This is a genomic window from Palleronia pontilimi, assembly GCF_016412875.1.
In the GTDB taxonomy this organism is placed as follows: Bacteria; Pseudomonadota; Alphaproteobacteria; order Rhodobacterales; family Rhodobacteraceae; genus Palleronia; species Palleronia pontilimi.
In genome coordinates, this window is sequence record NZ_JAEKPD010000005.1 from 182305 (window position 1) to 205337 (window position 23033).

Below are 23033 nucleotides of genomic sequence, written 5' to 3' on the forward strand. Positions count from 1 at the left end.
CGGGCGCGTTCGCAGAGGCGCGCCCCGCTTGCACTTTCCGCGCCCGCCGCGATAGGCAGACGAGATGCTTCCCTGGATCCCCCTCGCCGATGGGCGAACGCCCGATGGCGACACGCTGCGCCTGTTGCGCCGCGGCGACGAGTTCTCGATCCGCCTGACCGGCGGGAACGAGCTGATGAACTCCCGCCTCGGCGGCTCGGAAGAAGCGCTGGCCACCCGCAGCATCGCCACGCTGGACGGACGGGCCGCGCCCCACCTGCTGATCGGCGGCCTCGGGATGGGCTTCACCCTGCGCGCCGCGCAGGATGCTCTGGGCCCCGACGCCACGCTGACCGTCGCCGAGATCGTGGGCGAGCTTGCCGACTGGGCGCGCGGCCCCCTGGCCCCCGTGTTCGGCGACTGCCTTGACGATCCGCGCGTGGATCTTCGGATCGACGATGTGGCGCGCATCATCCGGGCGGCGGATGCGGCGTTCGACGCCATCCTGCTCGACGTGGACAACGGGCCCGACGGCCTGACGCGGGCGGGCAACGACGCGCTTTATTCCGATGCGGGGCTCGGTGCCGCCCGCCGCGCGCTGCGCCCGGGCGGCGTGCTTGCCATCTGATCGGCCCATCCCGCGCCGTCCTTCACCGCGCGCCTTCGGGCTGCGAAATTCGACGTGCAGGTGGAAACCCACCGCGCGGGGCGCAGCAAGCGCGGGGCGAAACACACGATCTGGCTTGCAAAACGCGCGGCGTAAGGCTCGATTCCGCGCGGATACGTTGATAAGTTATCAGTAATTCGTCAGTCAAAGGTTGTAGAGGTTGTCATGTCCGAACCCGACACGCGCCGCATCGTCTCGTCCCGCCACCTGGCCGAGGGCGAGATGTGGGAGATGTCCGAGCTGGAATACGGGCTGATTGTCGCCCACAACGCCTTTTATCGCTGGATGACGAAATGCATGGCCGCGGCGGGCCAGCCGGACCTGAGCGCGCTGGAAATCCTGGTGCTGCACAACGCCAACCACCGCGACCGGGCCAAGCGCGTGTCCGATATCTGCTTCCTTCTGAATATCGAGGACACCCACACCGTCACCTACGCGCTGCGCAAGCTGGTGAAGCTCGCGCTTCTGACGGCCGAGAAACGCGGCAAGGAAGTCTTCTACACGACCTCGGATACGGGCCGCGATCTGTGCGCCCGCTACCGCACGCTGCGCCAGCAATGCTTGCTGCAGGCCTTGCCCGGCGGCGGGGTGGACGGCGCCGCCCTGCGCGACGCCGCGGCCCTTCTGCGCAGCCTGTCGGGCCAGTTCGACCAGGCCAGCCGCGCGGCCGCGTCCCTCTAGGCACAGAAAATCGGGGATTTTCTGGCAAAGATTATCAGGGATAATCTTGCCCGCTCAATTGCCCATGGCGTTCGGTAACACCGTGACGATGCCCGGGAACACCGTGATCAGGGCAGCCCCCAGCACCAGCAGCGCAAAGAACGGCAGCGCCGCTTTCGCCACCCGCAGGATGTCGATCCCGGTCAGCCCCTGGATGACGAACAGGTTGAAGCCCACCGGCGGCGTGATCTGGCTCATCTCGACCACCAGCACCAGGTAGATGCCGAACCACAGCCGGTCGATCCCCGCCGCCTCGACCATGGGCAGGATGATCGACGTGGTCAGCACCACGATGGAAATCCCGTCCAGAAAACAGCCCAGCACGATGAAGAACACCGTCAGTGCCGCCAGCAGCGCATAGGGCGACAGCTCGAACGCGCCGATCCACGCCGCCAGGTTGCGCGGGATGCCCGTGAACCCCATCGAGATCGACAGGAACGCCGCCCCCAGCAGGATGAAGGCGATCATGCACGACGTGCGCGTGGCCCCCATCAGCGCATCCTTGAACTCGGACCACCCGAAGCTCGACGTCATGGACGCCAGCACCAACGCCAGGAACACGCCCACCGCCGCGGCGTCCGTGGGCGACGCGATGCCGGTATAGATCGACCCGATGACGCCCGCGATCAGCAGCACCACCGGCACCAGCCGCCGCGACGCGCGCAGCTTTTCCATCAGCGAGAAATCCGTCGCCTCGACCGGAATCAGGTCGCGGTCCAGCAGCGCCCGCACCGCGACGTAGCCCGCGAACAAGCCCACCAGCATCAGCCCCGGCAGGATCCCCGCCACGAACAGCCGCGCGATGCTCTGCTCGGTCGCCACGCCATAGACGATCAGGATGATCGACGGCGGGATCAGCAGGCCCAGCGTGGCGCTGCCCGCCAGCGTGCCCAGGATCAGGCTTTCGGGATAACCGCGGCCCTTCAGCTCGGGCACGCTCATCTTGCCGATGGTCGCCGCCGTCGCCGCGGACGAGCCCGACACGGCGGCGAAGATCGCGCAGCCCAGGATGTTGACATGCAGCAGCCGCCCCGGCGCGCGGCCCAGCCACGGGGCCAAGCCGGAAAACATATCCTCGGACAGCCTAGATCGCAGCAGGATCTCGCCCATCAGAATGAACAGCGGCAGGGCCGCCAGCGGCCAACTGTGCGAATGGCCCCACAGCGTCGTGGCCAGCACCAGCCCCTCGGGCGCGTTGGTGAAAAAGGCCATGGCGACGAAGGCCATGACCATCAGCGCCAGCGCGACCCACAGGCCCATGGCCAGCAGACCGATCAACAGGCCGAAGAGCAGCGCGAAGATGGCGGGATCGGACATCAGGCTTCTCCCGCGTCGATCAGGACGGGACGCCGCGTGCGCAGCGCCTCGACCAGGGTGTCGATCAGCGCCACCAGCAGCAGCCCCAGCCCCGCCACCATGGGCACCTGCGGGATCCACAGCGGGATCGCGATGATGCCGGTGGACTGGTCGCCGTAATGCCAGCTTTCGCCCACCAGCATAGCGGTCCAGTAGGTCGCGATCCCGACCATGCCGATGCCCACGACCAGCACCAGGATCTCGCTGACCCACATCATGGCCCGGGGGAACCGCTGCACCAGCAGGTTCACGCGGATATGCACCCCGTGGCGCAGGGTCGACGCGGCCGCCAGGAAGGTGGCGGCCGCCAGCGCGAAGCCCGCGAAATCGGCGTAGGACGGGATCGTCAGGTTCGCCTGCGGCCCGCCCAGGCGCGACGCGATGTTCAGGCCCACCTGCGCCGTGACCACCGCGCAAATGCTCAGGATCGACAGCGCCGCCAGCCATCCGGCGCCGCTGTAAAGACTATCCAGAAACCGCCGCATCGCCCTGCCCCTTCATAGTAAAAAGCCCCGCGCAAGACCTGCACGGGGCGGTGTTTGATGGAAAGCCTCAGCCCCGGAAATCGCTCAGGATCTGCTTGGCCTCGTCGCTGGCGCTGGCATTCCAGCTTTCCAGCATGTCGTCACCGATCGCCTGCAGGCCGCTGATCAGCTCGTCGCTGGGCTCGTAGACGATGATGCCGTTATCGGCCATCTCCTTAGTCTTCGCCTCCGCCTCGGCCATGGACATTTCCCAGCCGCGCGTCTCAGCGGCGGCAGCGGCGTCCAGGACGGCCTGCTGCTGATCCTCGGGCAGCCGGTCGAAGGCGCGCTGGTTCACCACGACGATGTTCTTCGGGATCCAGGCGTTGATCGGCGAATAATGGGTCAGGAAATCCCATGCCTTCGAATCCGCCCCGGTGGACGGCGACGTGATCATCGCTTCGACCTGGCCCGTGCTGAAGGCCTGCGGAATGTCGGGCGCCTCGACCTGCACGGGGGCGGCACCGGCCAGCTGCGCGAACTCTTCCAGCTGCGCGTTGTAGGCGCGGAAACGCAGGCCGTTCAGGTCGTCCACGGTCGCGATCTCGCCGTTGGTGTAAAGCCCCTGCGCGGGCCACGGCACGGAAAAGAGCGGCATCAGGTTCTCGGCGGCCAGAAGCTCGGTGATGACGGGCTCTTGCGCTTCCCACAGCGCCTGCGCCTGCTCGTAGGACGTGGCGACGAAGGGCTGCGAATCAAGGCCATAGGCCGCGTCTTCGTTCGACAGGCGCGACAGGAAGAACTCGCCGATGGGCACCTGCATCGAGCGCACGGCGCCCTTGATCTCGGCATGGGGGAACAGCGAGCCGGCCGAATGGATGGTGAACTCCAGCCCGCCATCGGTGGCCGCCGTGACCTCTTCGGTGAACTGGCGGATGTTGTCGGTGTGGAAGATGCCGTCGCCGTAGGGCGTGGCGAAATCCCAGGTCTCGGCCAGTGCGGGCGTGGCGGCGACGGCCAGCCCGGTGGCGAAAACGACGTTGCGGATATGGGTCATTTGGTCTCTCCTGATGGTGTCATCGATTTTCATGATCGTTATTTCAGACACGTTGACAATTTATCGGTGTTTTGTCAACGTAACTCATCGCATCCGAAAGGCACTGCCATGCCCCTTGCCGCCTCCAGCTTCGAGCGTCCCGATCCGCCCCGCCTGACACCCCTTGGCCTCGACGGCATGCTCGTCACCTTCGGCGACGCCATGGACGACGCCGCCAACCGCGCCGCGCTGGCCTTCCGCGCCGCCATCGACGCGGAAAACTGGCAAGGCGTGACCGAAACGGCAAGCTCGCTCTGCTCGGCCTTCGTGTCCTTCGAGCCCGGCCAGCTGTCGCCGTCCGATTTGCAGGCACGCCTGCGCGAAATTCTGGCGGATCGCGACTGGCTGGCCGAAGACCTGCCCGCGAACCGCACGCTCTGGACCATTCCGGCGTCCTTCGAAGGCGACCATGCCCCGCAACTGGCCGACGCGGCCGAGCTTGCGGGCGTCAGCGTCGAGCAGGCCGTGAAGCAGATCTGCGCCGAACCGCTGCGCGCCTACGCGCTGGGCTACGCGCCCGGGCAGGCCTATCTGGGCGCCCTGCCCGAGCACTGGGACCTGGCGCGCCAGAAGGACCTGACCCCGACCGTGAAGGAAGGCGCGGTCGTCACCGCCGTGCGCCAAGTCATCGTCTTCGCCACCTCCGGGCCCACGGGCTGGCGGCAGATCGGCATGTCGCGCTTCAAGGCCTTCCGCCCCGACGACCCCGACCGCCCCATAGCCCTCGCCCCCGGCGACGAGGTGCAGCTGCGCCCCGTCTCGCGCGACGAGCTCGACCGGCTGGCCGCCGAGCCCCTGGCGGGCGCCACCGCGGAGGACATCCGATGACCACGCTCACCATCAAGAAGATCGGCCCCGGCGCGTCCATTCAGGACTTGGGCCGCCGCGGGCTCCTGGCCCAGGGCCTGTCGCGCGGCGGCGCCGCGGACCGGCTGGCGCTGCTGGAAGGGGCCGCCCTGCTGGACCAGTCGCCCGATTGCGCCGCGCTCGAGATGACCGCCATGGGCGGCACCTTCAACGTCGACGCGCCCAGCCGCATCGCGCTGACCGGCGCGCCCCTGCGCGCCCAGATCGACGGCGAAAGCGTCACCTGGCACGCCTCGCACCGCCTGAAGCCGGGCCAGACCCTGACCCTTGGTCCCGGCAAGGGCGGCGTCTGGTCCTACCTGCACCTGGGCGGCGGTATCCAGACCGATCCGATCATGGGCAGCCGCGCCACCCACCTGTCGCTGAAGCTCGGCCTGATCCCCGAAACGGGCACCGAGCTGCCGCTGAAAGACGACCAGTCCGGCCCGGTCGAACGGGTCGTCGACGTGGCGGACCGGTTCAAGGGCGGCCAGGTCCGCGTCTTGGCCTCGACCCATACCGCGCTGTTCTCGCAGGACGATATCGACCGGTTCGAGACGACGACCTTCACCCGCGACCAGCGCGGCAACCGCCAGGGCGTGCGCCTGAACCACGACGGCGCGCCCTTCGCCATCGCCGACCAGCTGGGCATCGTGTCGGAAGTCATCGTGCCCGGCGACATCCAGATGACCGGCGAAGGCACGCCCTATATCCTGCTGCCCGAATGCCAGACCACTGGCGGCTATCCCCGCATCGGCAGCGTGCTGCCCGATGACCTGCCCAAAGCCGCGCAGGCCGCGGCGGGCGCCGAGCTGACCTTCCGCTTCATCGACCGCGACCAGGCGACCGATCTGCACAAAAGCGAAGACGACCTGCTGAAGGCGCTGAAGAAATCCGTGCGCCCGCTGGTCCGCGACCCGCGCGAGATGCGCGACCTGGGCAGCTACCAGCTGATCTCGGGCGTGACCGCAGGCACCAACGAGAAGGGAGAGCTCGCATGACCTCGGTCGATCTGAACGCGGATATGGGCGAAGGCTTCGGCCCGTGGAAGATGGGCGACGACGACGCGCTGCTGGACGTGATCACCTCGGCCAACATCGCCTGCGGCTTCCACGCGGGCGACCCGGACGTGATGGCCGCGACGATGGCGCGCGCGGTGCGCAACGACGTGGGCATCGGCGCGCATCCGGGCTTTCCCGACCTGCAGGGCTTCGGGCGGCGCAAGATGACCCTTGGCCACGACGAGGTGGCGCACCTGGTCCAGTACCAGCTGGGTGCCGCGCAGGCCATGGCGCGGGCCGCGGGCGGGCATGTCCGGCACCTGAAGCTGCACGGCGCGCTGTCGAACATGGCGATGGTCGATGGCGAAATGGCCCGCCGCGCCTATGACGCCGCGTTGCAGGTCGACCCCGACATCATCCTCATGGTGCTCGCCGCGACCCCGATGCAGGACGCGGCCGAAGCGCTTGGCGCCAACATGGCCTGCGAGATCTTCGCCGATCGCGGCTACAACGACGACGGAACGCTGATCGCGCGCGGCCAGCCCGGCGCGATGGTCACCGATGCCGACGAGGCGGCCGAGCGGATCAGCCAGATGGTGCGCCAAGGCGCGATCATCGCCGCCTCGGGCAAGGAGCTTCCCGCCCGCATCGACACGATCTGCCTGCACGGCGACGAGCCCTCGGCGGTGGCCGCCGCCAAGACGCTGCGCGCCCGTCTGGAAAGCGACGGCATCACCATCGCGAAGTTCTGAGCCAAGGACCCGAATTTTCGCCGAAAATTCGCGCCACGCGTCACTCGCCGTAAGGGATCCAGACCGTTTTCACCTCGGTCGACTGCGCCAGGAAATCCTGCGCCGCCGCATCGCCCCAGTCCCGCGCCCGGCCCTGGTTCACCCAGGTCCGCTTCAGGTTATGGGCCGATTCGCGCTCTATATCCGCGGAGATATCGGCGGATGAGAACGACCACACCGCGTCCACGTCCATATGTCCGCCCATCTGCGCCGCCAGCCCCACCGCGTCGCCCGTCAGGATGTTCACCACCCCGCCCGGCACGTCCGACGTGTCGAGCACCTGGTAGAAATCCGTCGCCGCCAGCGGATAGGCGCCCGAGGCCACGGTCACCACCCGGTTGCCCATGGCCAGGGCGGGCGCCACCACCGACACCAGCCCCAGCAGCGGCGCCTCGTCCGGCGCGAATTGCCCGATCACGCCCACCGGCTCGTTCATCGCCAGCGCCACGCCCCGGATCGGCACGCCCTTCGCACGGCCGTCGTACTTGTCGGCCCAGGCCGCCCAGGTGAACAGCCGCTCGACCGACGCACTCACCTCGGCCTCCGCGTCCTTCGCCTTCGCCCCCGTCATGTCGCCGATGCGGCGCGCGAACTCGTCCGCCCGCGCCGACAGGTTCTCGGCCACGTAATAAAGGATCTGCGCCCGCAAATGCCTGCTGGTCCGCGACCATGCCGCCGCGCCCCGCGCCGCCTCGACCGCGTTGCGCAGGTCCTTGCGGTTGGCCAGTCCCACATGGCCCAGCAGCGCCCCCTTGGGCGACCAGACCGGGCGCGAATAGCCGCCGTCGGGCCGCGCCTGCTTGCCGCCGATATACAACTTCGCCGTCCGGTCGATGGCTTCGACCACGGCCTTGTCCGGCGCCGCCACCGCCGCGACCGGCTTCAGAGTCTTCGCGTCCGGCCCCTTCACATAGGCCCGCAAACCTTCCCAGCCGCCTTCGCGCCCGAACCCGCTTTCACGCACCCCGCCGAAACCCGCCGCCGCGTCCATCATGTTGGTGCCGTTCACCCAGACGATCCCGGCGGCCAGCTTCGGCGCGATGTCCAGCGCCAGGTTCACGTTCTCGGTCCAGACCGTCGCCGCCAGCCCGTAGCGCGAGTTGTTGGCCAGGCTCACGGCCTCGGATGGAGTGCGGAAGGTCGTGCCCACCAGCACCGGGCCAAAGATCTCGTCCTGCATCAGCGGATCGGCGGGCTCGAGCCCCGTGATCAGCGTCGGCGGATAGAAGCACCCCTGGGGCGCGTCGCCCTGCGTCACCTCGCCGCCGCAACCCGCGACCATCGCCTCAATGCGGCCCTTCTGCAGCGGGTCCACGATCGCGCCCATGTCGATGCACTTGTCCAGCGGGTCGCCCACCCGCAGCTTCGCCATGCGGGCGCGCAGCCGGTCGTGGAAATCGTCGGCGATCCCTTCCTGGATCAACAGCCGCGAGCCCGCGCAGCAGACCTGCCCGCCGTTGAACCAGATCGCGTCCACGATCCCCTCGACCGCCGAATCGAGATCGGCATCGTCGAACACGATGAAGGGCGACTTGCCCCCCAGCTCCAGCGTCAGCGCCTTGCCGCTTCCGGCTATCGCGCGCCGGATCGCCTTGCCCACCTCGGTCGAGCCGGTGAAGGCCACCTTGTCCACGTCCGCGGCCACAACCGCCTCGCCCACGGCCCCGTCGCCGGTGACGATGTTCAGCACGCCCTTGGGCAGCCCCGCCTGACGCGACAGGTCCGCGAAGGCCAGCGCCGTCAGCGGCGTCCACTCGGCGGGCTTCAGAACGACCGTGTTGCCCATGGCCAAAGCGGGCGCGACCTTCCAGGCCAGCATCAGCAGCGGGAAGTTCCACGGGATCACCTGGCCGCAGACGCCAAGCGCCCGCGCGCCCGGCAACTCGTCCTCCATCAGCTGCGCCAGGCCTGCGTGAAAATAGAAATGCCGCGCCACCAGGCCCACGTCGATATCGCGCGCCTCGCGGATCGGCTTGCCGCTGTCCAGGCTCTCCAGCACCGCAAACAGCCGCGCCTGCTTCTGCACCAGCCGCGCCAGCGCATAGAGCACCTTGGCCCGCCCCGGCCCGCCCAGCTTCTCCCAGCCCGGCTGCGCCCTGCGCGCCGCCGCCACTGCCGCCGCCACGTCCGCGCCGCTGGCCTGCGTCACCTGCGCCAGCACCGCGCCCGTGGCGGGATTGCGGGTGTCGAACATCGCGCCCGGATCCCCGAATGCGCCGTCGATGAAAAGCCCGAACCGCCCGCCATGCCCGGCGATCCAGTCCAGCGCCTCGGCGTCGCTTTCCGGCGCGGGTCCATAGGCCATGGTCTCGTATATCTCGGCCACGCTCATCTCTTCACCTTTTTCCAAATATCCACGGCGGACCGCTCGCCACGCTCACGACGCCGGATGCCGGTGCGCCGCCGAGTAACGACCCGCGACGTGATGCTCCAACTGCCGCTCGATATCGCCCAGCAGCGACGACGCGCCGAAACGAAACAAGTCGTTTCGCAGCCAGTCGTCGCCCAGCTCTTCCTTCATGAGCGCCAGGTAGACCAGCGCGTCCTTCGCCTTCGAGATCCCGCCCGCGGGCTTGTAGCCGATCTTGACGCCCGTCTGGCGCTGGTAGTCGCGGATCGCGCGCACCATGACCAGGCTCACCGGCAGCGTGGCGTTCACGCTCTCCTTGCCGGTCGAGGTCTTGATGAAATCGGCGCCGCCCATCATGCAGACATGGGACGCGCGGGCCACGTTGCGCAGGCTGCCCAGCTCGCCCGTGGCCAGGATCGCCTTCACGTGCGCCGCGCCGCAGGCCTCGCGGAAGGCGCGCATCTCGTCGTAGAGCGCCTGCCAGTTGCCGGTCAGCACGTGGCGGCGCGAGATCACGATGTCGATCTCGGACGCACCCGCCTTCACGCTCTCCTCGATCTCGCGCACCCGCAGGGGGAACGGCGACAGGCCCGCGGGAAAGCCGGTGGAAACGGCGGCCACCGGGATGCCCGAGCCCTCCAGCGCGCGCAGCGCCGTGTCGATCATGTCGTGATAGACGCAGACCGCCCCCACCGTGATCGGCCCCATCCCCATCGCGTCCAGCAGGTCGGGCCGCACCGGCTGGCGGGCCTTGGCGCAAAGGCGGCGCACGCGGCCGGGCGTGTCGTCGCCCGCCAGCGTCGTCAGGTCGATGCAGGTGATCGCGCGCAGCAACCACGCCGCCTGCCAGTCCTTCTTGACCGTGCGCCGCCCCGGCAGCGTGGCCGCGCGGCGTTCGATGGCCGAGGTGTTGGCCTGCACCGCATGCACCCGGTCCAGATCGAACGGCAGGCCGGGATTGCGCGCGGGGGCGTCGTGCAGGCGGATGGCGGGGTCGGGCATTGCGGGCTCTCCTTGAGGGCGGGATGGTCGCACCTTGGGCAGCCGCTCGCAAGCATTCCGCGACGGCCCTTTCGACCCGTGTGGATCCGGCCTATATCCCCCCCGAACCGCTGACCACGAGGTGCCCGCCATGCCCGATATCCTGATCGCCCCGTCGATCCTTGCCGCCGATTTCGCCAATTTCGGCGCCGAGTGCCGCGCGGTGCAGAATGCGGGCGCGGACTGGATCCACGTCGATGTCATGGACGGGCATTTCGTGCCCAACCTGAGCTTCGGACCGGCGACGGCGAAGGCCATCCGCCCGCACGTCACCGGCACCATGGACGTGCACCTGATGATCGCGCCCGTGGATCCCTATATCGACGCCTTCGCCGATGCGGGCGCCGACATTTTGACCGCCCACGTGGAGGCCGGGCCCCATATCCACCGCACGCTGCAGGCGATCCGCGCGGCGGGGATGCGGCCGGGCGTGGCGCTGAACCCCGGCACGCCCGCAAGCGCGGTGGCGCATGTGCTCGACCTCGTGGACCTGGTCTGCGTGATGACGGTGAACCCGGGCTTCGGGGGGCAGAGCTTTCTCGACATGACCCCGAAGATCGCCGAGCTCAAACGGATGATCGGCGACCGTCCGGTGCATATCGAGATCGACGGCGGCGTCGATCCCACCACGGCGCCCAAGGTGGTGCAGGCGGGGGCGGACGTGCTGGTCGCGGGCTCGGCGGTGTTCCGCGGCGGATCGGTCGACGACCCCGCACCCTACGCCGCCAATATCAAGGCCATCCGCGACGCGGCACAGGGCGTCTGGGCGTAGCGGAATTCTCAAGAATTCCGTCACGCATTTCTCGAGAAATGCGGCGCCCTTTCCGCCGGGCAAACCGCCCCTAGCGGCGGTCCTTGCGCTTCCAGGTGTCGAGCCAGCGCCGCCAGATCCGCCGCTTTTCCTGCGCGCGCAGCTCGACCCCGTCCCAGGTCTCGGACGCTTGTCCCACCAGCGGGTCGATGGTGCGTTCGCGGAACTGCACCCACATGCGCCAGAAGAGCAGGCAGAGCAGCGCCAGCGTCGTCAGGATCACGATGTTGAGCCAGGGGATGAACTTCACGTCGGGGCCGTCGACACGCTCGACCCCCACCGCGTTCGGGAAGATCGTCAGCAGTTGCGACCGCCAGCCGTAATGGGTGATCGCCACCCAGATCGGCGCGTCGCGGGTCGAGATCAGGTCCGCCGCCTCGGCCTGCAGGTTCGACGAATCGAGCTTGAGGTAAGGCGGCCAGCCCCAGCCGGTATCCTCGTTGCGATAGACCGAGGGCCGCCCGTCGGGGCGCACCGCCTCGATAAAGCGGATGTCGCGGTTCACGGTGGTGCCGTCGGTGCCCACGTCCTCGGACGCCCAGAAGATCGAGTTCTCGCCGAAATCCATGCGCCGGATCTCGGTGTTGACGATCCGCACCACGTCGTGCTGGGGCAGCGTGTAGTGCAGCACCGCGAAGACGACCAGCAGCCAGCCGACGATCAGGGTCCACTTCACGTATCGCATGGGGGCCGTCCTTTCAGGTGTTGATCATGTAGGCCATGACGCCGACCACGACGGGCGGCACGATGAAGATCAGCAAAAGCGCGCGCCGCTTCAGCGACTTGTCGTATTCGACCATGCCGCGCTTCACGTAGGCATCGCGGGCGATGGCGCGCTCTTCCCGGGCCCATTCCTTTTCCAGCGCCTCGCGCCTGAGCGAGCGGGCATAGATCGACACCAGCAGGTACAGAACGCCCAGGATGACGGCGGCCCCCAGGATCAGACGGGCGATGGCGAACAGCATGGACCGACCTCCTTATCCCCAAGGGCCCGGGCGGCGTGGCGCGGGCGCTGCCTCTTCGGCGTCCCCGAACAAGGTTTCCCGCATGGCTGGCTTGTCGGACATGTAAGCACGCTGCAGATAATCGGCAATCAGCGCCTGGCGCGGGGCCGACCAGCCGCGATAGGTCGCGTAGAACAGTTCCTTGTGGCAGATGAAGAGCTGAAGCGGGTCCAGCGGCGTCAGTTCGGCCAGCAGCATGTTCACCACGTCCCGGTCGGGTCCCGGCTGGCCGCGCAGCGCGTAAAAATAGGCCGGGTGCACGGGCGAGATCTGCGGCCAGGTGCCCCCCGTTTCCACGTAGCGCACCAGTTCGGCCAGACCGGCGAAGGCCTCGGGCAAGCCGCTACCCATCTTGCGCGCAAGCCCGCGCAGATCGGCAAGGTCCGTGCCGTGCAGGTCCATCTCGCGCGTGGCGGCCGCATCCACGAGGATGAACGCCATCTTCTGGCGCAGGATGGCGGCCGCATCGACGCCGGGCGCGCCGACGATCGCCTGGCTCAGCCCGTTTTCGCGCAGCGCCCGCGCGATCTCCACCGCATCGTCCAGCCCAAGCACGTCGCAGCCCAGCGCCGGGTCGGCCCGGAAGCCGTCCGGTGCGCGCGCCACGATGAAGGGCTTCGGCACGGTGGCGAACACGTAGGCGCCGCCGAAGAGACGGGTCCAGAAATTGCCGTGGGCCACGCGCCCCTGCTGCAGCTCGATCGGCGTGCGCGTCACATCGCCGGTCCGCTTCGCCAGCCCGATCATCTCGGCGATCAGAACGTCGTCGAGCCAGGCGTCCGGCTCGGTCCGGAACCGCTCGATCCGATCCGCCAGCGCCGCGGCGTCGGCCACGTGGGCATCGGTGGTGTCGGCCTCGACCGTGATCTGGCGGATATCGAGCAGGTCCGACGGCGTCGAGACGTCGAAGACGGAATTGACCAGCTCGCCCACCACCGCGTCGCGCGCGGTCAGCGCGAACAGCGCCGCCTCGTTCGCCTCGATCCAGTCCCGCAGGATCGGCCGCGCACTGGAAAAGGTCATGTTCAGAAGCGGTGCGCGCTTCTGCTCGACGCCGAGCAAGATGAACTGGCGGTTGCACCCGTTGGCATTCAGATAGTTCGGATTCTGCAACTCGTCGCCAATCTCCGGCGCGAATCCGGACAGGTCGATGTGGAAATCGTCCAACTTCGTGCGCTTGCCGATCAGCCGCTCGAGCGCCCGGTTGTAGCGCTCGACCAGCACCGGGCTGTCCACGTGGACCATGCCGCCGAACATCAGCCCGCTTTCAATCAGGCGCCTCACCACGTCACGTCCTTCCAGCGCCCGGGCTGCTGCGCCACCGCCAGCAGGACGCAAGGGCCCCAGATGATCGCCGTCATGGCTTCCCACCGCAGCATCGCGCCCCAGCCCGGCGCGCTCAGCCCGAAGCGCCACAGCCCGGCCGCGGCCGCGCAGGTGACCACCGACAGGGCGAAATTGGCCACCAGCCCGCCCACGCCCTCGGGCAAGAGACGCGCCCAAAGGTATGGCGCGGCGACGCCCAGCGCCGCCATCCCCGCCACCGGCAGCGCGATATCCCAAAGGACGTTCACCGCCGCCCCTTGCGCAGGGACAGCGACAGGACGACGGCCAGGCCCAGGTGCAGCGCGAAAATCGCCCAGTCCAGCGCTTGGGCGCTTTGGATCCAGGTGGCGAACGTGGCCGTCGCGTCCTCCTCGCCCACCAGTCCGACGAGCAGCCAGAGCGACAGGGACGCGATGAACCCGGCGATCACCACGACACCGAAACCGCTGAGCAGCGCGACGCCGAAGCCACCCCGCATGGTCGCGCGCGGCATCAGAACGACGCTCGCCAAGCCGCCCATGACGGCGCAGATCGTGACAAGGGCCATAAGGCTCATCGGTTCCGTTCCATATAGCGCCGCTTGGCTTCTTCCATGCGTTCCATGTCGCGCACGGCACCTTCGATCGCGACCTCGTCGGACTTGTCGGCATAGCGGAATTCGCTGTCGGCGTAACGGTTTATCTCTTGCAGCACCATGTCGACGGTAATGGGCTGCGTCATCTCGCGCAGCATCGCCATCTTGGCGTCGTAGGGCTTCCACAAGAACAGGTCGGGGTCCTCCATCCAGGCGTCCGGCAGCTCCACATCCAGGGCGCGCACCTTCACCGCGTCGGTGATGTTCTTGATCGCGCGGCCCGTGAAGCGCGGATCCGCCTCCTGGATCGCCTTGAGGTAGCTGCCCAGCTTGGCGATGGTGTCGAGCGATCCCACTCGCGCCTCCATCCGCTCCCACACGGCGACCAGCCCATCCTCGCTGGGCCGACCATGCGACGCGAAGCTGGCCGCGACGGCGGTCTTGATCTCTTGCGCGGCCATGTAGTCGTGATCGCCCAGCGGAATGTCGTGGCCGCGGCCCAGCAACAGGCCCAGGATGTCGATGTAATCCGCGCGCGTCTGCGGCCCGTCCACCAGGAACCGCGCGCCCGCCCGCTGGCGCAGCGCGTCGTCGACGTTTTCGGGGAAGTTGGAAAACATCCCGAAGGTGCAATTGCCGCGCACGACCGTGTTGGCGCCCGCGAAGGCCTCCATGAAGACGGCCGTGACCTCCTGCTGGCCCGCGCTGGACTGCCGGTCGCCGCGCTTTCCCGCGATCTGGTCGATATCGTCGATGGTGCCGAAGCCGATCACCGACGGGTCCAGCACGTTGTCCACGAAGGCCCGCGCGTTCTGGCCCGACTTGCCCTGGTAGCTGTCGATCTGGTCGATGCTGAAATTCTGGTATCGGAACGGGTAGCCCGCCACCTGGGCGTAATCGTGGATCAGCCCGGCCATCATCTGGATTAGCGTGGTCTTGCCGGTGCCCGGCGCACCGTCGCCCATGAAGGTGAAGATGAAGCCGCCGAGTTCGGCGAAGGGGTTCAGCTTTCGGTCGAAATCGTAGGCCATGATCATCTTGGCCAGCTTCATCGCCTGGTACTTGGCGATGTGGTTGCCCACCACTTCGTTGGGCTTCTTGAACGCCATGGACAGCGTGCCGCCATGGCCCTTGCGCGACGGCTCGAAGCCGCGGATCGACAGGTCGTCGGCCTCCACCCGCCAATGCGCGTCGGTGAACGCCCCCAGCCGCGGCGCGTTCTGCGCCCGCAGGGCGACCTTCGCCATCAGCTGCTCGGCGAAGGCCAGCACGGTCGGCACAAGCTGCCCGTGCAGCGCCAAGTCCTGGTCCAGCTCCCAGATCGCGCCGTGCAGCGCCAGTGGCGCGTTCTCGGTCAGGATTTCCTGCACTTCCCCCAGCTCGACAGTCGCCTCGCCCGCCAAATCGCCCAGAAGGAACGCGGTCGCGTTGGCGAAGACCCCGAGCACCGCCAGCGCCTCGGCCGCCAGAAGCTCGGTGAACTCGGTCCGGGACGCCGCCGCCAGCGTGCCCGCCAGGTTGTCGCGCTTCAGCGCATCGAGGCCAGTCACTTCCGAGAACTGCGCGCCCACGGCCAGCGCGATCGCCAGCGCCCGGCGCAAGCCCTGCAGCACGCGGGCCTCTTCGGCCGTGGGCAGCGCGTCGTCGTCCAGACCCTCGATCCGATCGATCAGCCGCACGCCCTCGGCCCGCGCCACGGTCCGCGTCACCAGCCCCGGCGTGGTCGAACGAAACCGCCGCCCCCGCGCGATCCCGGGCGAACGCTCGGGCGCCGCCGCCAGCTCACGCGGCTTGGCAATGCGCGGCACGTGATCAACGCCCTCCAGCATCGACAGCGCGGCGGCGTAATAAGCCACGATGTCCTGTTCGCGCAGCTCCATCTGGTCGCTCGTCTGGCTCATCGCCGTCCCCCTACTGCGCCTTCATCACCGACCCGGCGGCCGAGACCACGTATTTCGTCACGTCGCGAAAGCCCGCGGGCTGCAATTCCGCCAGCGCCTGATAGGGGCGCTGCGGCAGGATCACGGCGCGGCGCGTGGCGGTGGCCCCGGTCTCGGCGCCCCGCCCTTCGAACGGATCCAGCGCGAAGATCTGCCGCTCGACCGTGCCGAACCAACCCTTGCGCTCTTCGCGCACCCGGTCGGCCTGCAGGTCCTCGACGGTCCAGGCCAGCGCCCAATCGTCGCCCGCGGGCGCCCGCGCGGCTTCCAGAACGTCGCGGATGGGCCCGTGTTGGCGGGTGAAGGCCGAGGAATACATCGGCCCCAAATGCAGCCGCCTGAGCCGCTTGGGGTGCAGGTCGTCGAAATCGGTGTCGAAGCCGCTGGCGATGGTCACCAGCTTCAGCCCGCCCAGCGATTGCGCCGCCAGGTGCGCCTGCACGCTGGCCCAGCGCGCGGCGTCCTTGGGCAGCGCCACCCGTCCGCTGTCTTCCAACTCGAGCAGGTACACGGTCGGCAGGTTCACCTGGCTGTCGTAGATCGCCCAGTGCAGCAGGTAGCGCCGCCGCCCGTCGCCCTCGCCCTGCCACAGCGCCACCGGGTCGTTCTGCGGCCAGAACAGGTTCCCCTTGGCAAGGGCTTCGTAATACAGCCGCTGGGACATGGTGAATTGCAGCCGCGTGGGGATTTCCAGGTCGCCCACGATGCGCGCGATCATCTCCTCGATCAGCCGCGCGCGCCCGGGCGTGCCCGACAGGTGACGGTCCAGCTGGCTGGCATCGGCCGCCATCTGCAACAGCTCGCGGTGAATGGGAAAGCCGCTCTCGACCCGGTCGATGGCCAGCGATCCCAGATACGTCCCCCCATCGCGTCCGGTCATCAGGTACTTGGTGCCCAGCGCCTCGAACGTGTTGGCCAGCCGCGCGACATATCCCGTCAGGATCGCCACCTCGTCGCGGCGCAGCAGCCGGTCCCGCTCCATCTCGGCCGCCACGCGGACCAGGTGCCCCGTGATCCGGCGGAATTTGGCGAAGTAACGCCGCGCGGCGAAGGTGTCGGTGATGCCGACATGCTCGCGGGTCGGATCGGCGTCTTGCGTCACGGTCATCTGGGTCCTGTCATGTCTGGCTCAAGGAAGTGTCCGGCAGCCGCTATTCGCCACTTCCCCACACGGCTCGCCGGTCACCAGAATGACAAGAGCCGAGGCCGCAAACAGAAGGAAGGTTCCGAAGAAGAAGATCAGTGCCAAGTCAGGCAACAGGTCGAACATTTCCCTTCCTTCATCTTTTCACAAATATCCCGGGGGGTCCGGGGGGCTGGCCCCCCGGCGGCCTGCACCCGGACCGACCTCAGCCCCCGTAAAGATTGCTGTCGTGCTTCTCGACGATCTTGGCGAAGCGCCGCGCGAAGCGCTCGTCGGCCTTCGCCTTCTGCTCGAGCACCTTGCGCGCGAAGACCATGTGATCCTCGTGCGCCTCGAGCATCTCGGCCATCCGCGCGTTGGTTGCCGACCCGATCGCGGCCATGGCGGTCTGAGCTTGCTTGTCGGTCTCGACGCCGATCTCGTTGATGCGGTGGGCGGTGTCCTGCTGCTGCGCGGTCTTCAGCGACTTCGTCAGCGCGTCGTAGAGCACCACGCGCTGCTTCGTGTCGGTCTGCAGCTTGTTGATCAGCACCATCTGCGTGGCCGCCTGGTTCTGCAAGCTGTCCACCCAGGTCTTGCCCTTCTCGATATAGCGCTCCAGCGTCTGCGACTTCGCCAGCTTCACCTGCTCGTCCTGAACGAGCGCGTTGTAGCGGCTGTTCATCTCGGCCAGTTGCGATTCAAGCTTGGTGCGCGCACTGGCGTCCTGTTCGACGCTAATCTTGTTCTCCAGCTCGATGATCGCCGGATCCATGGTCACGATCTCGGCCCGCACGGCTTCCAGCGCCTCCACGGTCGCCTCGCGCTCGTCCAGCGTGCCGGTCAGGTTGCCCTCGACCTTGGCCTTCTGGTCGTTCAGGACCTGAAGCTGGCCTTCCAGCAGGCGCACGATGGTGTCGGACTTGGCGATCAGGTCCTGCAGCTTGTCGTCGACGCTGGCCTGGCGCATCCGCTCTTCGCGCATGGAATCGCTTTTCCCGGCGCTGAAAATGCCCACGAAGCTTTCCCAGCCGGTCTTCTGGCGCAGCGCCTCGAAATCCTGGCTGAAGCCCGCGGTCACGTCGTCGAGCCCCATGATCAGCTCGGCGATATTGGCGTTCATCGCCTCGGTATGGGCGTGGACGTCTTCCAGCGTGGCGTTTTCGATATCCACGCTCACATCGGTGCCCGCCGCCATCTTCTGGCGCGCGGTCTCGATCCGGCTGGTGATCTCGGCGATCTTGTCCTGCGCCTCGCTGACCTCGGCCTTGCTGCGTTCGATCTGGGTGTTGAAATCCGCCATGGCGTCGGGGTCCCCGCTGGAATGTTTATGCCTTTTACATAGGCGTTTGAGATCAGGTTATAAGGGGACCTTGGCAATTCCAAGACGCGACGGCTTCGGCCCCGACGCCGCGGGCGCGTGGGCCCTCAGCCCACCACGTTGAAGCCCGGCCCGTAGGGATAGGCGGTGATGTTCTCGGCCCCGTCCGCGCCCACCACCAGGATGTCGTGTTCGCGGTAGCCGCCCGCGCCGGGCGCGCCTTCGGGCAGGGTCAGCATCGGCTCCATGCTGACGACCATGCCCGGCGCCAGCACCGTGTCGATATCCTCGCGCAGCTCCAGACCCGCCTCGCGGCCGTAGTATTGGGACAGCACGCCGAAGGAATGGCCGTAGCCGAAGGTGCGGTATTGCAGCAGGTCGCGCGCGGCCAGGAAATCGTTCAGCTTCAGGGCGATCTCGGCGCAGGAGATCCCCGGCCGGATCAGCGAGAGGCCGTATTCGTGGGTGGCGACGTTGGCCTCCCAGACCGCGCGCGACGCGTCGTCGACCTCGCCCACGAAGAGCGTGCGCTCGAGCGCGGTGTAATAGCCCGAGATCATCGGAAAGCAGTTCAGCGACAGGATATCGCCGTGCCGCAGGACCCGGCCCGTCACGGGATTATGGGCGCCGTCGGTGTTCGGGCCGGACTGGAACCAGACCCAGGTGTCGCGATACTCGGCGTAGGGAAAGCGGGTGGCGATCTCGAGCTCCATGGCGTCGCGTCCCGCCATGGCGACGTCGATCTCGCGCAGGCCCGCGCGGATCGTGTCGCGGATCGCGTAGCCGCCCGCATCGGCCACGGCGGCGCCCGCGCGGATCAGGTCGATCTCGGCGAGCGACTTGACCATGCGCTGCGCCATAGTGGCGGGGGCGATGTCGGTCACGCCGGACGGCTTCAGGAAATCGTCGAGCAGCGCCCGCTGCGCCAGCGTCAGGTGATCGGCCTCGATCCCCACGCGGCCGCCGGTCCCGGCCACGTGGGCGACCGCGCGCCAGTAATTGTTGCGCTGCCAGTCGCTATAGGTGATCGCGTCGCCGTGGCAGCGCCGCCAGGGCTGGCCCGCGTCGATGCCCGCGCCGATGACCACGCTGTCGGTCGCCGTGACCACCAGCCCGTAGGGCCGCCCGAAGGCGCAATAGAGAAACCCCGAGTAATAGGCGATGTTGTGCATCGAGGTCAGGACGCAGGCCGTGACACCGGCCGCCTGCATCGACGCGCGCAGCCCCGCCAGCCGCGCGTCGTATTCGTCGGACGCGAAGGGCAGCACCGCCTTCTCGCCGTTGTGGAACCGGTAGAAATCCTGTCGGGTATCGGTCATGTCCATGCCTCCTGACCAAAGGGTCCCGGCGTTCAGGACCGATCGGAGCCACCAGGGACGACGCCATCGTCCCGCTCGTCCCGCCTGTCTAGGGTGCCGGCCAAGCCCCTTGCAAGGGGCTTCTCACCGCGCCACCATCGGCGCCCATGATGACCGTTTCCCCGCAGCCGGGCCCCCTGAACCTGATCACCGACGTGCCCGGTCTTGTCGTCGGTCATGCCCAGAACGGCATCCTGAAATCGGGCGTCACCGTGCTGCTGGCCGACGCGCCGATGAGTGCGGGCGTGCACATCATGGGCGGCGCGCCGGGCAGCCGCGACACCGCCCTTCTGGCGCCCGAGAACCTGGTCGAGCGCGTGGACGCGCTGGTCCTGTCAGGCGGATCGGCCTTCGGGCTGTCGGCGGCCGACGGCGTGATGGCGGGTCTCAGGAAGATGGGACGCGGCTTTCCGGTGGGCGGGCATCGCGTGCCCATCGTGCCCACGGCGATCCTCTACGATTTGTCGGCGGGCGGCGATCACGGATGGCTCGACACTCCGTATCCCACCCTTGGCGGCAAGGCGCTGGACGCGGCGGACACACGGTTCGAGCTTGGCAGTGTCGGCGCGGGCACGGGCGCCGTCGCGGGGCCGCTGAAGGGCGGGATCGGAAGTGCCTCGGCCCGGCTGGCGGATGGCACCATCGTGGGCGCGCTGGTCGCGGCGAACCCCGTGGGCAGCGTCGCCCACCCCGATACCGGCCAGTTCTGGGCCGCCCCGTTCGAGCGCGGGGACGAGTTCGGCGGCAAGGGCCTGCCCCCCGCCCCCGGCGAGTTGCCCCTGCCCGACCTGCTGAAATCCGCCCATACGACCATCGCCATCGTTGCCACCGACGCCACGCTGAGCAAGGCCCAGGCGACGCGCATGGCCATGGCCGCCCATGACGGCATGGCCCGCGCGATCCTGCCGAGCCACACGCCCTTCGATGGCGACCTGGTCTTCGCGGCGTCCACCCGCGCCCGGCCCGCCCCGGACGACGCGGGCCAGCTTCTACTGGGCCACGCGGCGGCGGCGTGCCTCGCGCGCGCCATCGCCCGCGCGGTGTTCCACGCGACCCCGGCCCATGGCGACGCCGCGCCCTGCTGGTCGGATCGCCACGCCTGACGCGACGGCGCCGGATTTCTCGAGAAATCCGTCACGGAAATCTCGAGATTTCCGTCGCCCCCCCCCCCCTTCGGTCAGACTTTCCAGAAAGCGACGGTGAAGAGCACGTAGACGGCCATCAATTCAAGCCGACCCGCCAGCATCCCCGCGATCAAAAGCCACTTCGCGGTGTCGTTCAGCGGCCCGAAGAAGCCCGACGGGCCGATGATCGGCCCCAGCCCCGGCCCCACATTGCCCAGCGCCGTCGCGGCCCCCGACAGCGCGGTCACGCTGTCCAGGCCCGTCAACCCCAGCGCCACGGACAGGATGCCCAGCGACACGACGAACAGGCCGAAGAACGCCATGACCGAGCTCAGCACGTCGTCGCTGACCCGCCGTCCCTGGAAGCGCGGCGCGAAGATGCCATGGGGCGAGCGCAGGCGCAGGATCTGCACCCGGATCGCGCTCAGCAGGATCTGGTAGCGGAACACCTTGACCGAGCAGCTGGTCGATCCCGCGCATCCCCCGATCAGGCCCAGCACGAAGAACACGACCATCGCGAACGGCCCCCAGAGCTGGTAGTTCACGCTGGCATAGCCCGTGCCCGATATGATCGAGGCGACGTTGAAGATCGCCTCACGGAAGGATTCCTCGAGCCCGCGCTCGTCGACGATGACCTGGAACACCGCCAGCACCGCGGTCGAGACCCCGACGATCAGAAAGTAGGCATGGATCTGGCTGTCCGACAGGATCGGCCGCGCCGTCCCGGCGATCAGCTGGATGTAGCGCACGAAGGGCAATGACGCGAGCAGGATGAACAGCGCCGCCGCATATTCCGGCGCCCCCTGGAACGCGCCGAACGACGAATCCGTCGTCGAAAAGCCGCCCGTGGACACGGTCGTCAGCGCGTGGTTGATCGCGTCGAAGCCGCTCATCCCCAGCGCCCGGTAGGTCAGGAAGCAGGCGAAGGTGATGACCACGTAGATCCAGCTGATCTGGCTGGCGATCTCGGCGGCGCGGGGCAGGATCTTGCCCATCGTGTCGAACGCTTCGGTGCGGAAGATCTGCATGCCCCCGATGCGCAGTTCGGGCAGGAACACCATAGCCACGACGATGATGCCGATGCCGCCGAACCACTGCATCATCGAGCGCCACAGCAAGATGCCCTCGGGCAGGTCCTGCAGCCCCGAAAACACCGTCGAGCCGGTCGTGGTCAGCCCCGACGTGGCCTCGAACACCGCATCGACCAGCGACGCTTCCAGCGGTCCGATCAGGAAGGGGATCGCGCCGAAGATGGGCAAGGCGACCCAGACGCTGGTCGTCAGCAGGAAGGTCTGCTGCAACCCCAACCGCCCGGTATCGCCGCTGGCGCAGGCCATCGAGACGAGCCCGCCCACCAGCACCGTCAGGACCGACGATTGCAAGAAGACCTCCCACTCGCCGTTGCCCACCAGCAGGTCCACCGCGAAGGGCACCAGCATCGTGCCGCCGAGGCACATGACCAGCAGCCCGATCACGTAGGCGACCGGCCGGATATCCAGCAGGTTGGTCCTGCGGCGACGCGCTTCGAGCTTCACGGCGCGGTCCCGTAGGCCTTGCGCATGGCCTCGGCGTCCGGGCGGCCGGGGTCGGCCACGGGCGATCCGTCGTCGTCGAAGAACGGCGTGTCCTTCCAGCGGCCGCCCAGGCGGGCCGCGATCACCCGACGCGCCACCCCGACCAGCAGCGCGTAGGTGCTGCCGTGGGGCTTCGGAACCTTGCCCAAGGCCGAGCCGCGATGCAGCCGCGCCACGGGCCGCGCGTCGTAATCCGCCAGCCCAGCCGTCATCACGGAAAAGAACGGCACGCCGCGCAGGGGCGCCCCATTGCCCAAAGGCGTGTCGCAACAGGTGGTGAACCAGCGCAGCGGGCCGCGGGCGGTCAGCCGCTGGCAGGCCAGCTTGTCGGCCCCGTCGACGATCTTCAGCCGGTCCGGAGTCGTCGAATAGAGCGACACGCCGCCCGCCGGGTCGATGTCGTCGGTTGCGTCGTGCAGGCGCGCGAACGCCCGGCAATCGGTGCAATAGCAGATGGCGGGCACACCGCCCGAGGGCACATCGGCCACGTCGATCTGAACCGCGTCGCAGCGGCAGGACCAGCGAGTGTCAGGCATTGTCGCGCACCTCCGGTCCCGCTGCTAGCAC

General features: G+C 68.2%; 24 protein-coding genes. 7 read left to right on the top strand and 17 right to left on the bottom strand.

The genetic code is table 11. The features are described 5' to 3' along the window. Window positions 1-64: 64 nt before the first annotated feature. Entirely contained in the window at window positions 65-607 is a 543-nt protein-coding gene (locus tag ILP92_RS06085) for a polyamine aminopropyltransferase (protein ID WP_235971159.1), read from the top strand. 204 nt (window positions 608-811) lie between these two features. Then, complete coding sequence (locus ILP92_RS06090; protein WP_198915475.1) at window positions 812-1327, top strand: winged helix DNA-binding protein; 516 nt, start codon at window positions 812-814, stop codon at window positions 1325-1327. A 54-nt stretch (window positions 1328-1381) separates the two neighbouring features. Here ILP92_RS06090 and ILP92_RS06095 read toward each other — a convergent pair whose 3' ends face one another. The 3 genes from ILP92_RS06095 to ILP92_RS06105 form a co-directional block, all read right to left on the bottom strand. After that, a complete protein-coding gene (locus ILP92_RS06095) occupies window positions 1382-2683 on the bottom strand; it encodes a TRAP transporter large permease (protein ID WP_198915476.1) in 1302 nt (433 codons plus the stop codon). Next, window positions 2683-3207 (bottom strand): TRAP transporter small permease, encoded by a 525-nt coding sequence (locus ILP92_RS06100; RefSeq protein ID WP_198915477.1) that lies wholly within the window; start codon window positions 3205-3207, stop codon window positions 2683-2685. Before ILP92_RS06100 ends, ILP92_RS06095 begins: the two co-directional genes overlap by 1 nt. 67 nt (window positions 3208-3274) lie before the next feature. After that, on the bottom strand, window positions 3275-4243 hold the full coding sequence (locus ILP92_RS06105) for a TRAP transporter substrate-binding protein (RefSeq protein ID WP_198915478.1): 969 nt from the start codon (window positions 4241-4243) through the stop codon (window positions 3275-3277). A 108-nt stretch (window positions 4244-4351) separates the two neighbouring features. Here ILP92_RS06105 and ILP92_RS06110 point away from each other — a divergent pair, with 108 nt between their 5' ends. Genes ILP92_RS06110 through ILP92_RS06120 form a run of 3 tightly spaced genes read left to right on the top strand, consistent with a single transcriptional unit; the run spans window position 4352 to window position 6881 of the window. Further along, entirely contained in the window at window positions 4352-5110 is a 759-nt protein-coding gene (locus tag ILP92_RS06110) for a 5-oxoprolinase subunit B family protein (protein WP_198915479.1), read from the top strand. Next, complete coding sequence (locus tag ILP92_RS06115) at window positions 5107-6129, top strand: 5-oxoprolinase subunit C family protein (protein WP_198915480.1); 1023 nt, start codon at window positions 5107-5109, stop codon at window positions 6127-6129. The genes ILP92_RS06110 and ILP92_RS06115 overlap by 4 nt, the downstream gene beginning before the upstream one ends. Continuing rightward, the gene (locus ILP92_RS06120) at window positions 6126-6881 is read left to right on the top strand and encodes a LamB/YcsF family protein (RefSeq protein WP_198915481.1); all 756 of its coding nucleotides are present in this window, start codon (window positions 6126-6128) and stop codon (window positions 6879-6881) included. Before ILP92_RS06115 ends, ILP92_RS06120 begins: the two co-directional genes overlap by 4 nt. 40 nt (window positions 6882-6921) lie before the next feature. Here the strand turns inward: ILP92_RS06120 and ILP92_RS06125 are convergent, their stop codons facing one another. Together ILP92_RS06125 and deoC are read right to left on the bottom strand one after the other, a co-directional pair. After that, entirely contained in the window at window positions 6922-9252 is a 2331-nt protein-coding gene (locus ILP92_RS06125) for an aldehyde dehydrogenase family protein (RefSeq protein ID WP_198915482.1), read from the bottom strand. A gap of 45 nt (window positions 9253-9297) precedes the next feature. Next, window positions 9298-10272: a deoxyribose-phosphate aldolase gene (gene deoC / locus ILP92_RS06130; RefSeq protein WP_198915483.1), complete on the bottom strand. Its 975-nt coding sequence runs from the start codon at window positions 10270-10272 to the stop codon at window positions 9298-9300. Between the two features lie 130 nt (window positions 10273-10402). On the opposite strand from deoC, the gene rpe reads away from it, so the two are divergent. Continuing rightward, the gene (rpe, locus tag ILP92_RS06135; protein WP_198915484.1) at window positions 10403-11083 is read left to right on the top strand and encodes a ribulose-phosphate 3-epimerase; all 681 of its coding nucleotides are present in this window, start codon (window positions 10403-10405) and stop codon (window positions 11081-11083) included. 70 nt (window positions 11084-11153) lie between these two features. On the opposite strand, the gene ILP92_RS06140 is transcribed toward rpe, so the two are convergent. The 10 genes from ILP92_RS06140 to ILP92_RS06185 form a co-directional block, all read right to left on the bottom strand. Continuing rightward, entirely contained in the window at window positions 11154-11807 is a 654-nt protein-coding gene (locus ILP92_RS06140) for a DUF1523 family protein (protein ID WP_198915485.1), read from the bottom strand. A gap of 13 nt (window positions 11808-11820) precedes the next feature. After that, complete coding sequence (locus tag ILP92_RS06145) at window positions 11821-12087, bottom strand: hypothetical protein (protein ID WP_198915486.1); 267 nt, start codon at window positions 12085-12087, stop codon at window positions 11821-11823. Window positions 12088-12099: 12 nt separating this feature from the next. Beyond that, window positions 12100-13410, bottom strand: coding sequence for a DUF6638 family protein (locus ILP92_RS06150; protein WP_198915487.1), 1311 nt, complete (start codon window positions 13408-13410; stop codon window positions 12100-12102). Beyond that, window positions 13407-13700, bottom strand: coding sequence for a hypothetical protein (locus ILP92_RS06155; protein WP_198915488.1), 294 nt, complete (start codon window positions 13698-13700; stop codon window positions 13407-13409). Before ILP92_RS06155 ends, ILP92_RS06150 begins: the two co-directional genes overlap by 4 nt. After that, a complete protein-coding gene (locus ILP92_RS06160) occupies window positions 13697-14008 on the bottom strand; it encodes a hypothetical protein (RefSeq protein WP_198915489.1) in 312 nt (103 codons plus the stop codon). Before ILP92_RS06160 ends, ILP92_RS06155 begins: the two co-directional genes overlap by 4 nt. Beyond that, the gene (locus tag ILP92_RS06165; protein WP_198915490.1) at window positions 14005-15927 is read right to left on the bottom strand and encodes an AAA family ATPase; all 1923 of its coding nucleotides are present in this window, start codon (window positions 15925-15927) and stop codon (window positions 14005-14007) included. Before ILP92_RS06165 ends, ILP92_RS06160 begins: the two co-directional genes overlap by 4 nt. A gap of 10 nt (window positions 15928-15937) precedes the next feature. After that, window positions 15938-17074: a hypothetical protein gene (locus ILP92_RS06170; RefSeq protein ID WP_198915491.1), complete on the bottom strand. Its 1137-nt coding sequence runs from the start codon at window positions 17072-17074 to the stop codon at window positions 15938-15940. Between the two features lie 21 nt (window positions 17075-17095). Further along, window positions 17096-17236 (bottom strand): hypothetical protein, encoded by a 141-nt coding sequence (locus ILP92_RS06175; RefSeq protein ID WP_198915492.1) that lies wholly within the window; start codon window positions 17234-17236, stop codon window positions 17096-17098. A gap of 79 nt (window positions 17237-17315) precedes the next feature. After that, window positions 17316-18392 carry a coiled-coil domain-containing protein gene (locus ILP92_RS06180; RefSeq protein ID WP_198915493.1) on the bottom strand — a complete coding sequence of 359 codons (1077 nt, stop codon included), beginning with the start codon at window positions 18390-18392 and terminating at the stop codon, window positions 17316-17318. 125 nt (window positions 18393-18517) lie between these two features. Further along, on the bottom strand, window positions 18518-19729 hold the full coding sequence (locus ILP92_RS06185) for an aminopeptidase P family protein (protein WP_438361546.1): 1212 nt from the start codon (window positions 19727-19729) through the stop codon (window positions 18518-18520). Between the two features lie 149 nt (window positions 19730-19878). Here ILP92_RS06185 and ILP92_RS06190 point away from each other — a divergent pair, with 149 nt between their 5' ends. Beyond that, complete coding sequence (locus tag ILP92_RS06190) at window positions 19879-20871, top strand: P1 family peptidase (protein ID WP_198915520.1); 993 nt, start codon at window positions 19879-19881, stop codon at window positions 20869-20871. A gap of 74 nt (window positions 20872-20945) precedes the next feature. Here ILP92_RS06190 and ILP92_RS06195 read toward each other — a convergent pair whose 3' ends face one another. Beyond that, window positions 20946-22394 (bottom strand): TrkH family potassium uptake protein, encoded by a 1449-nt coding sequence (locus tag ILP92_RS06195; protein ID WP_198915521.1) that lies wholly within the window; start codon window positions 22392-22394, stop codon window positions 20946-20948. A gap of 29 nt (window positions 22395-22423) precedes the next feature. Continuing rightward, window positions 22424-23002, bottom strand: a complete 579-nt coding sequence (locus ILP92_RS06200; protein ID WP_198915495.1) for a DUF6151 family protein — start codon at window positions 23000-23002, stop codon at window positions 22424-22426. Between the last annotated feature and the right edge of the window lie 31 nt (window positions 23003-23033).

Bases quoted from the DNA above. Each gene is read 5' to 3' on its own strand.
- ILP92_RS06105 (WP_198915478.1), bottom strand. From the start codon at position 4,243: ATGACCCATATCCGCAACGTCGTTTTCGCCACCGGGCTGGCCGTCGCC.
- ILP92_RS06120 (WP_198915481.1), top strand. From the start codon at position 6,126: ATGACCTCGGTCGATCTGAACGCGGATATGGGCGAAGGCTTCGGCCCG.
- ILP92_RS06180 (WP_198915493.1), bottom strand. From the start codon at position 18,392: ATGGCGGATTTCAACACCCAGATCGAACGCAGCAAGGCCGAGGTCAGC.
- ILP92_RS06160 (WP_198915489.1), bottom strand. From the start codon at position 14,008: ATGAGCCTTATGGCCCTTGTCACGATCTGCGCCGTCATGGGCGGCTTG.
- ILP92_RS06185 (WP_438361546.1), bottom strand. From the start codon at position 19,729: ATGACCGATACCCGACAGGATTTCTACCGGTTCCACAACGGCGAGAAG.
- ILP92_RS06110 (WP_198915479.1), top strand. From the start codon at position 4,352: ATGCCCCTTGCCGCCTCCAGCTTCGAGCGTCCCGATCCGCCCCGCCTG.
- deoC (WP_198915483.1), bottom strand. From the start codon at position 10,272: ATGCCCGACCCCGCCATCCGCCTGCACGACGCCCCCGCGCGCAATCCC.
- ILP92_RS06115 (WP_198915480.1), top strand. From the start codon at position 5,107: ATGACCACGCTCACCATCAAGAAGATCGGCCCCGGCGCGTCCATTCAG.
- ILP92_RS06165 (WP_198915490.1), bottom strand. From the start codon at position 15,927: ATGAGCCAGACGAGCGACCAGATGGAGCTGCGCGAACAGGACATCGTG.
- ILP92_RS06190 (WP_198915520.1), top strand. From the start codon at position 19,879: ATGACCGTTTCCCCGCAGCCGGGCCCCCTGAACCTGATCACCGACGTG.
- ILP92_RS06170 (WP_198915491.1), bottom strand. From the start codon at position 17,074: ATGACCGTGACGCAAGACGCCGATCCGACCCGCGAGCATGTCGGCATC.
- ILP92_RS06095 (WP_198915476.1), bottom strand. From the start codon at position 2,683: ATGTCCGATCCCGCCATCTTCGCGCTGCTCTTCGGCCTGTTGATCGGT.
- ILP92_RS06140 (WP_198915485.1), bottom strand. From the start codon at position 11,807: ATGCGATACGTGAAGTGGACCCTGATCGTCGGCTGGCTGCTGGTCGTC.
- ILP92_RS06090 (WP_198915475.1), top strand. From the start codon at position 812: ATGTCCGAACCCGACACGCGCCGCATCGTCTCGTCCCGCCACCTGGCC.
- ILP92_RS06145 (WP_198915486.1), bottom strand. From the start codon at position 12,087: ATGCTGTTCGCCATCGCCCGTCTGATCCTGGGGGCCGCCGTCATCCTG.
- ILP92_RS06175 (WP_198915492.1), bottom strand. From the start codon at position 17,236: ATGTTCGACCTGTTGCCTGACTTGGCACTGATCTTCTTCTTCGGAACC.
- rpe (WP_198915484.1), top strand. From the start codon at position 10,403: ATGCCCGATATCCTGATCGCCCCGTCGATCCTTGCCGCCGATTTCGCC.
- ILP92_RS06125 (WP_198915482.1), bottom strand. From the start codon at position 9,252: ATGAGCGTGGCCGAGATATACGAGACCATGGCCTATGGACCCGCGCCG.
- ILP92_RS06200 (WP_198915495.1), bottom strand. From the start codon at position 23,002: ATGCCTGACACTCGCTGGTCCTGCCGCTGCGACGCGGTTCAGATCGAC.
- ILP92_RS06085 (WP_235971159.1), top strand. From the start codon at position 65: ATGCTTCCCTGGATCCCCCTCGCCGATGGGCGAACGCCCGATGGCGAC.
- ILP92_RS06100 (WP_198915477.1), bottom strand. From the start codon at position 3,207: ATGCGGCGGTTTCTGGATAGTCTTTACAGCGGCGCCGGATGGCTGGCG.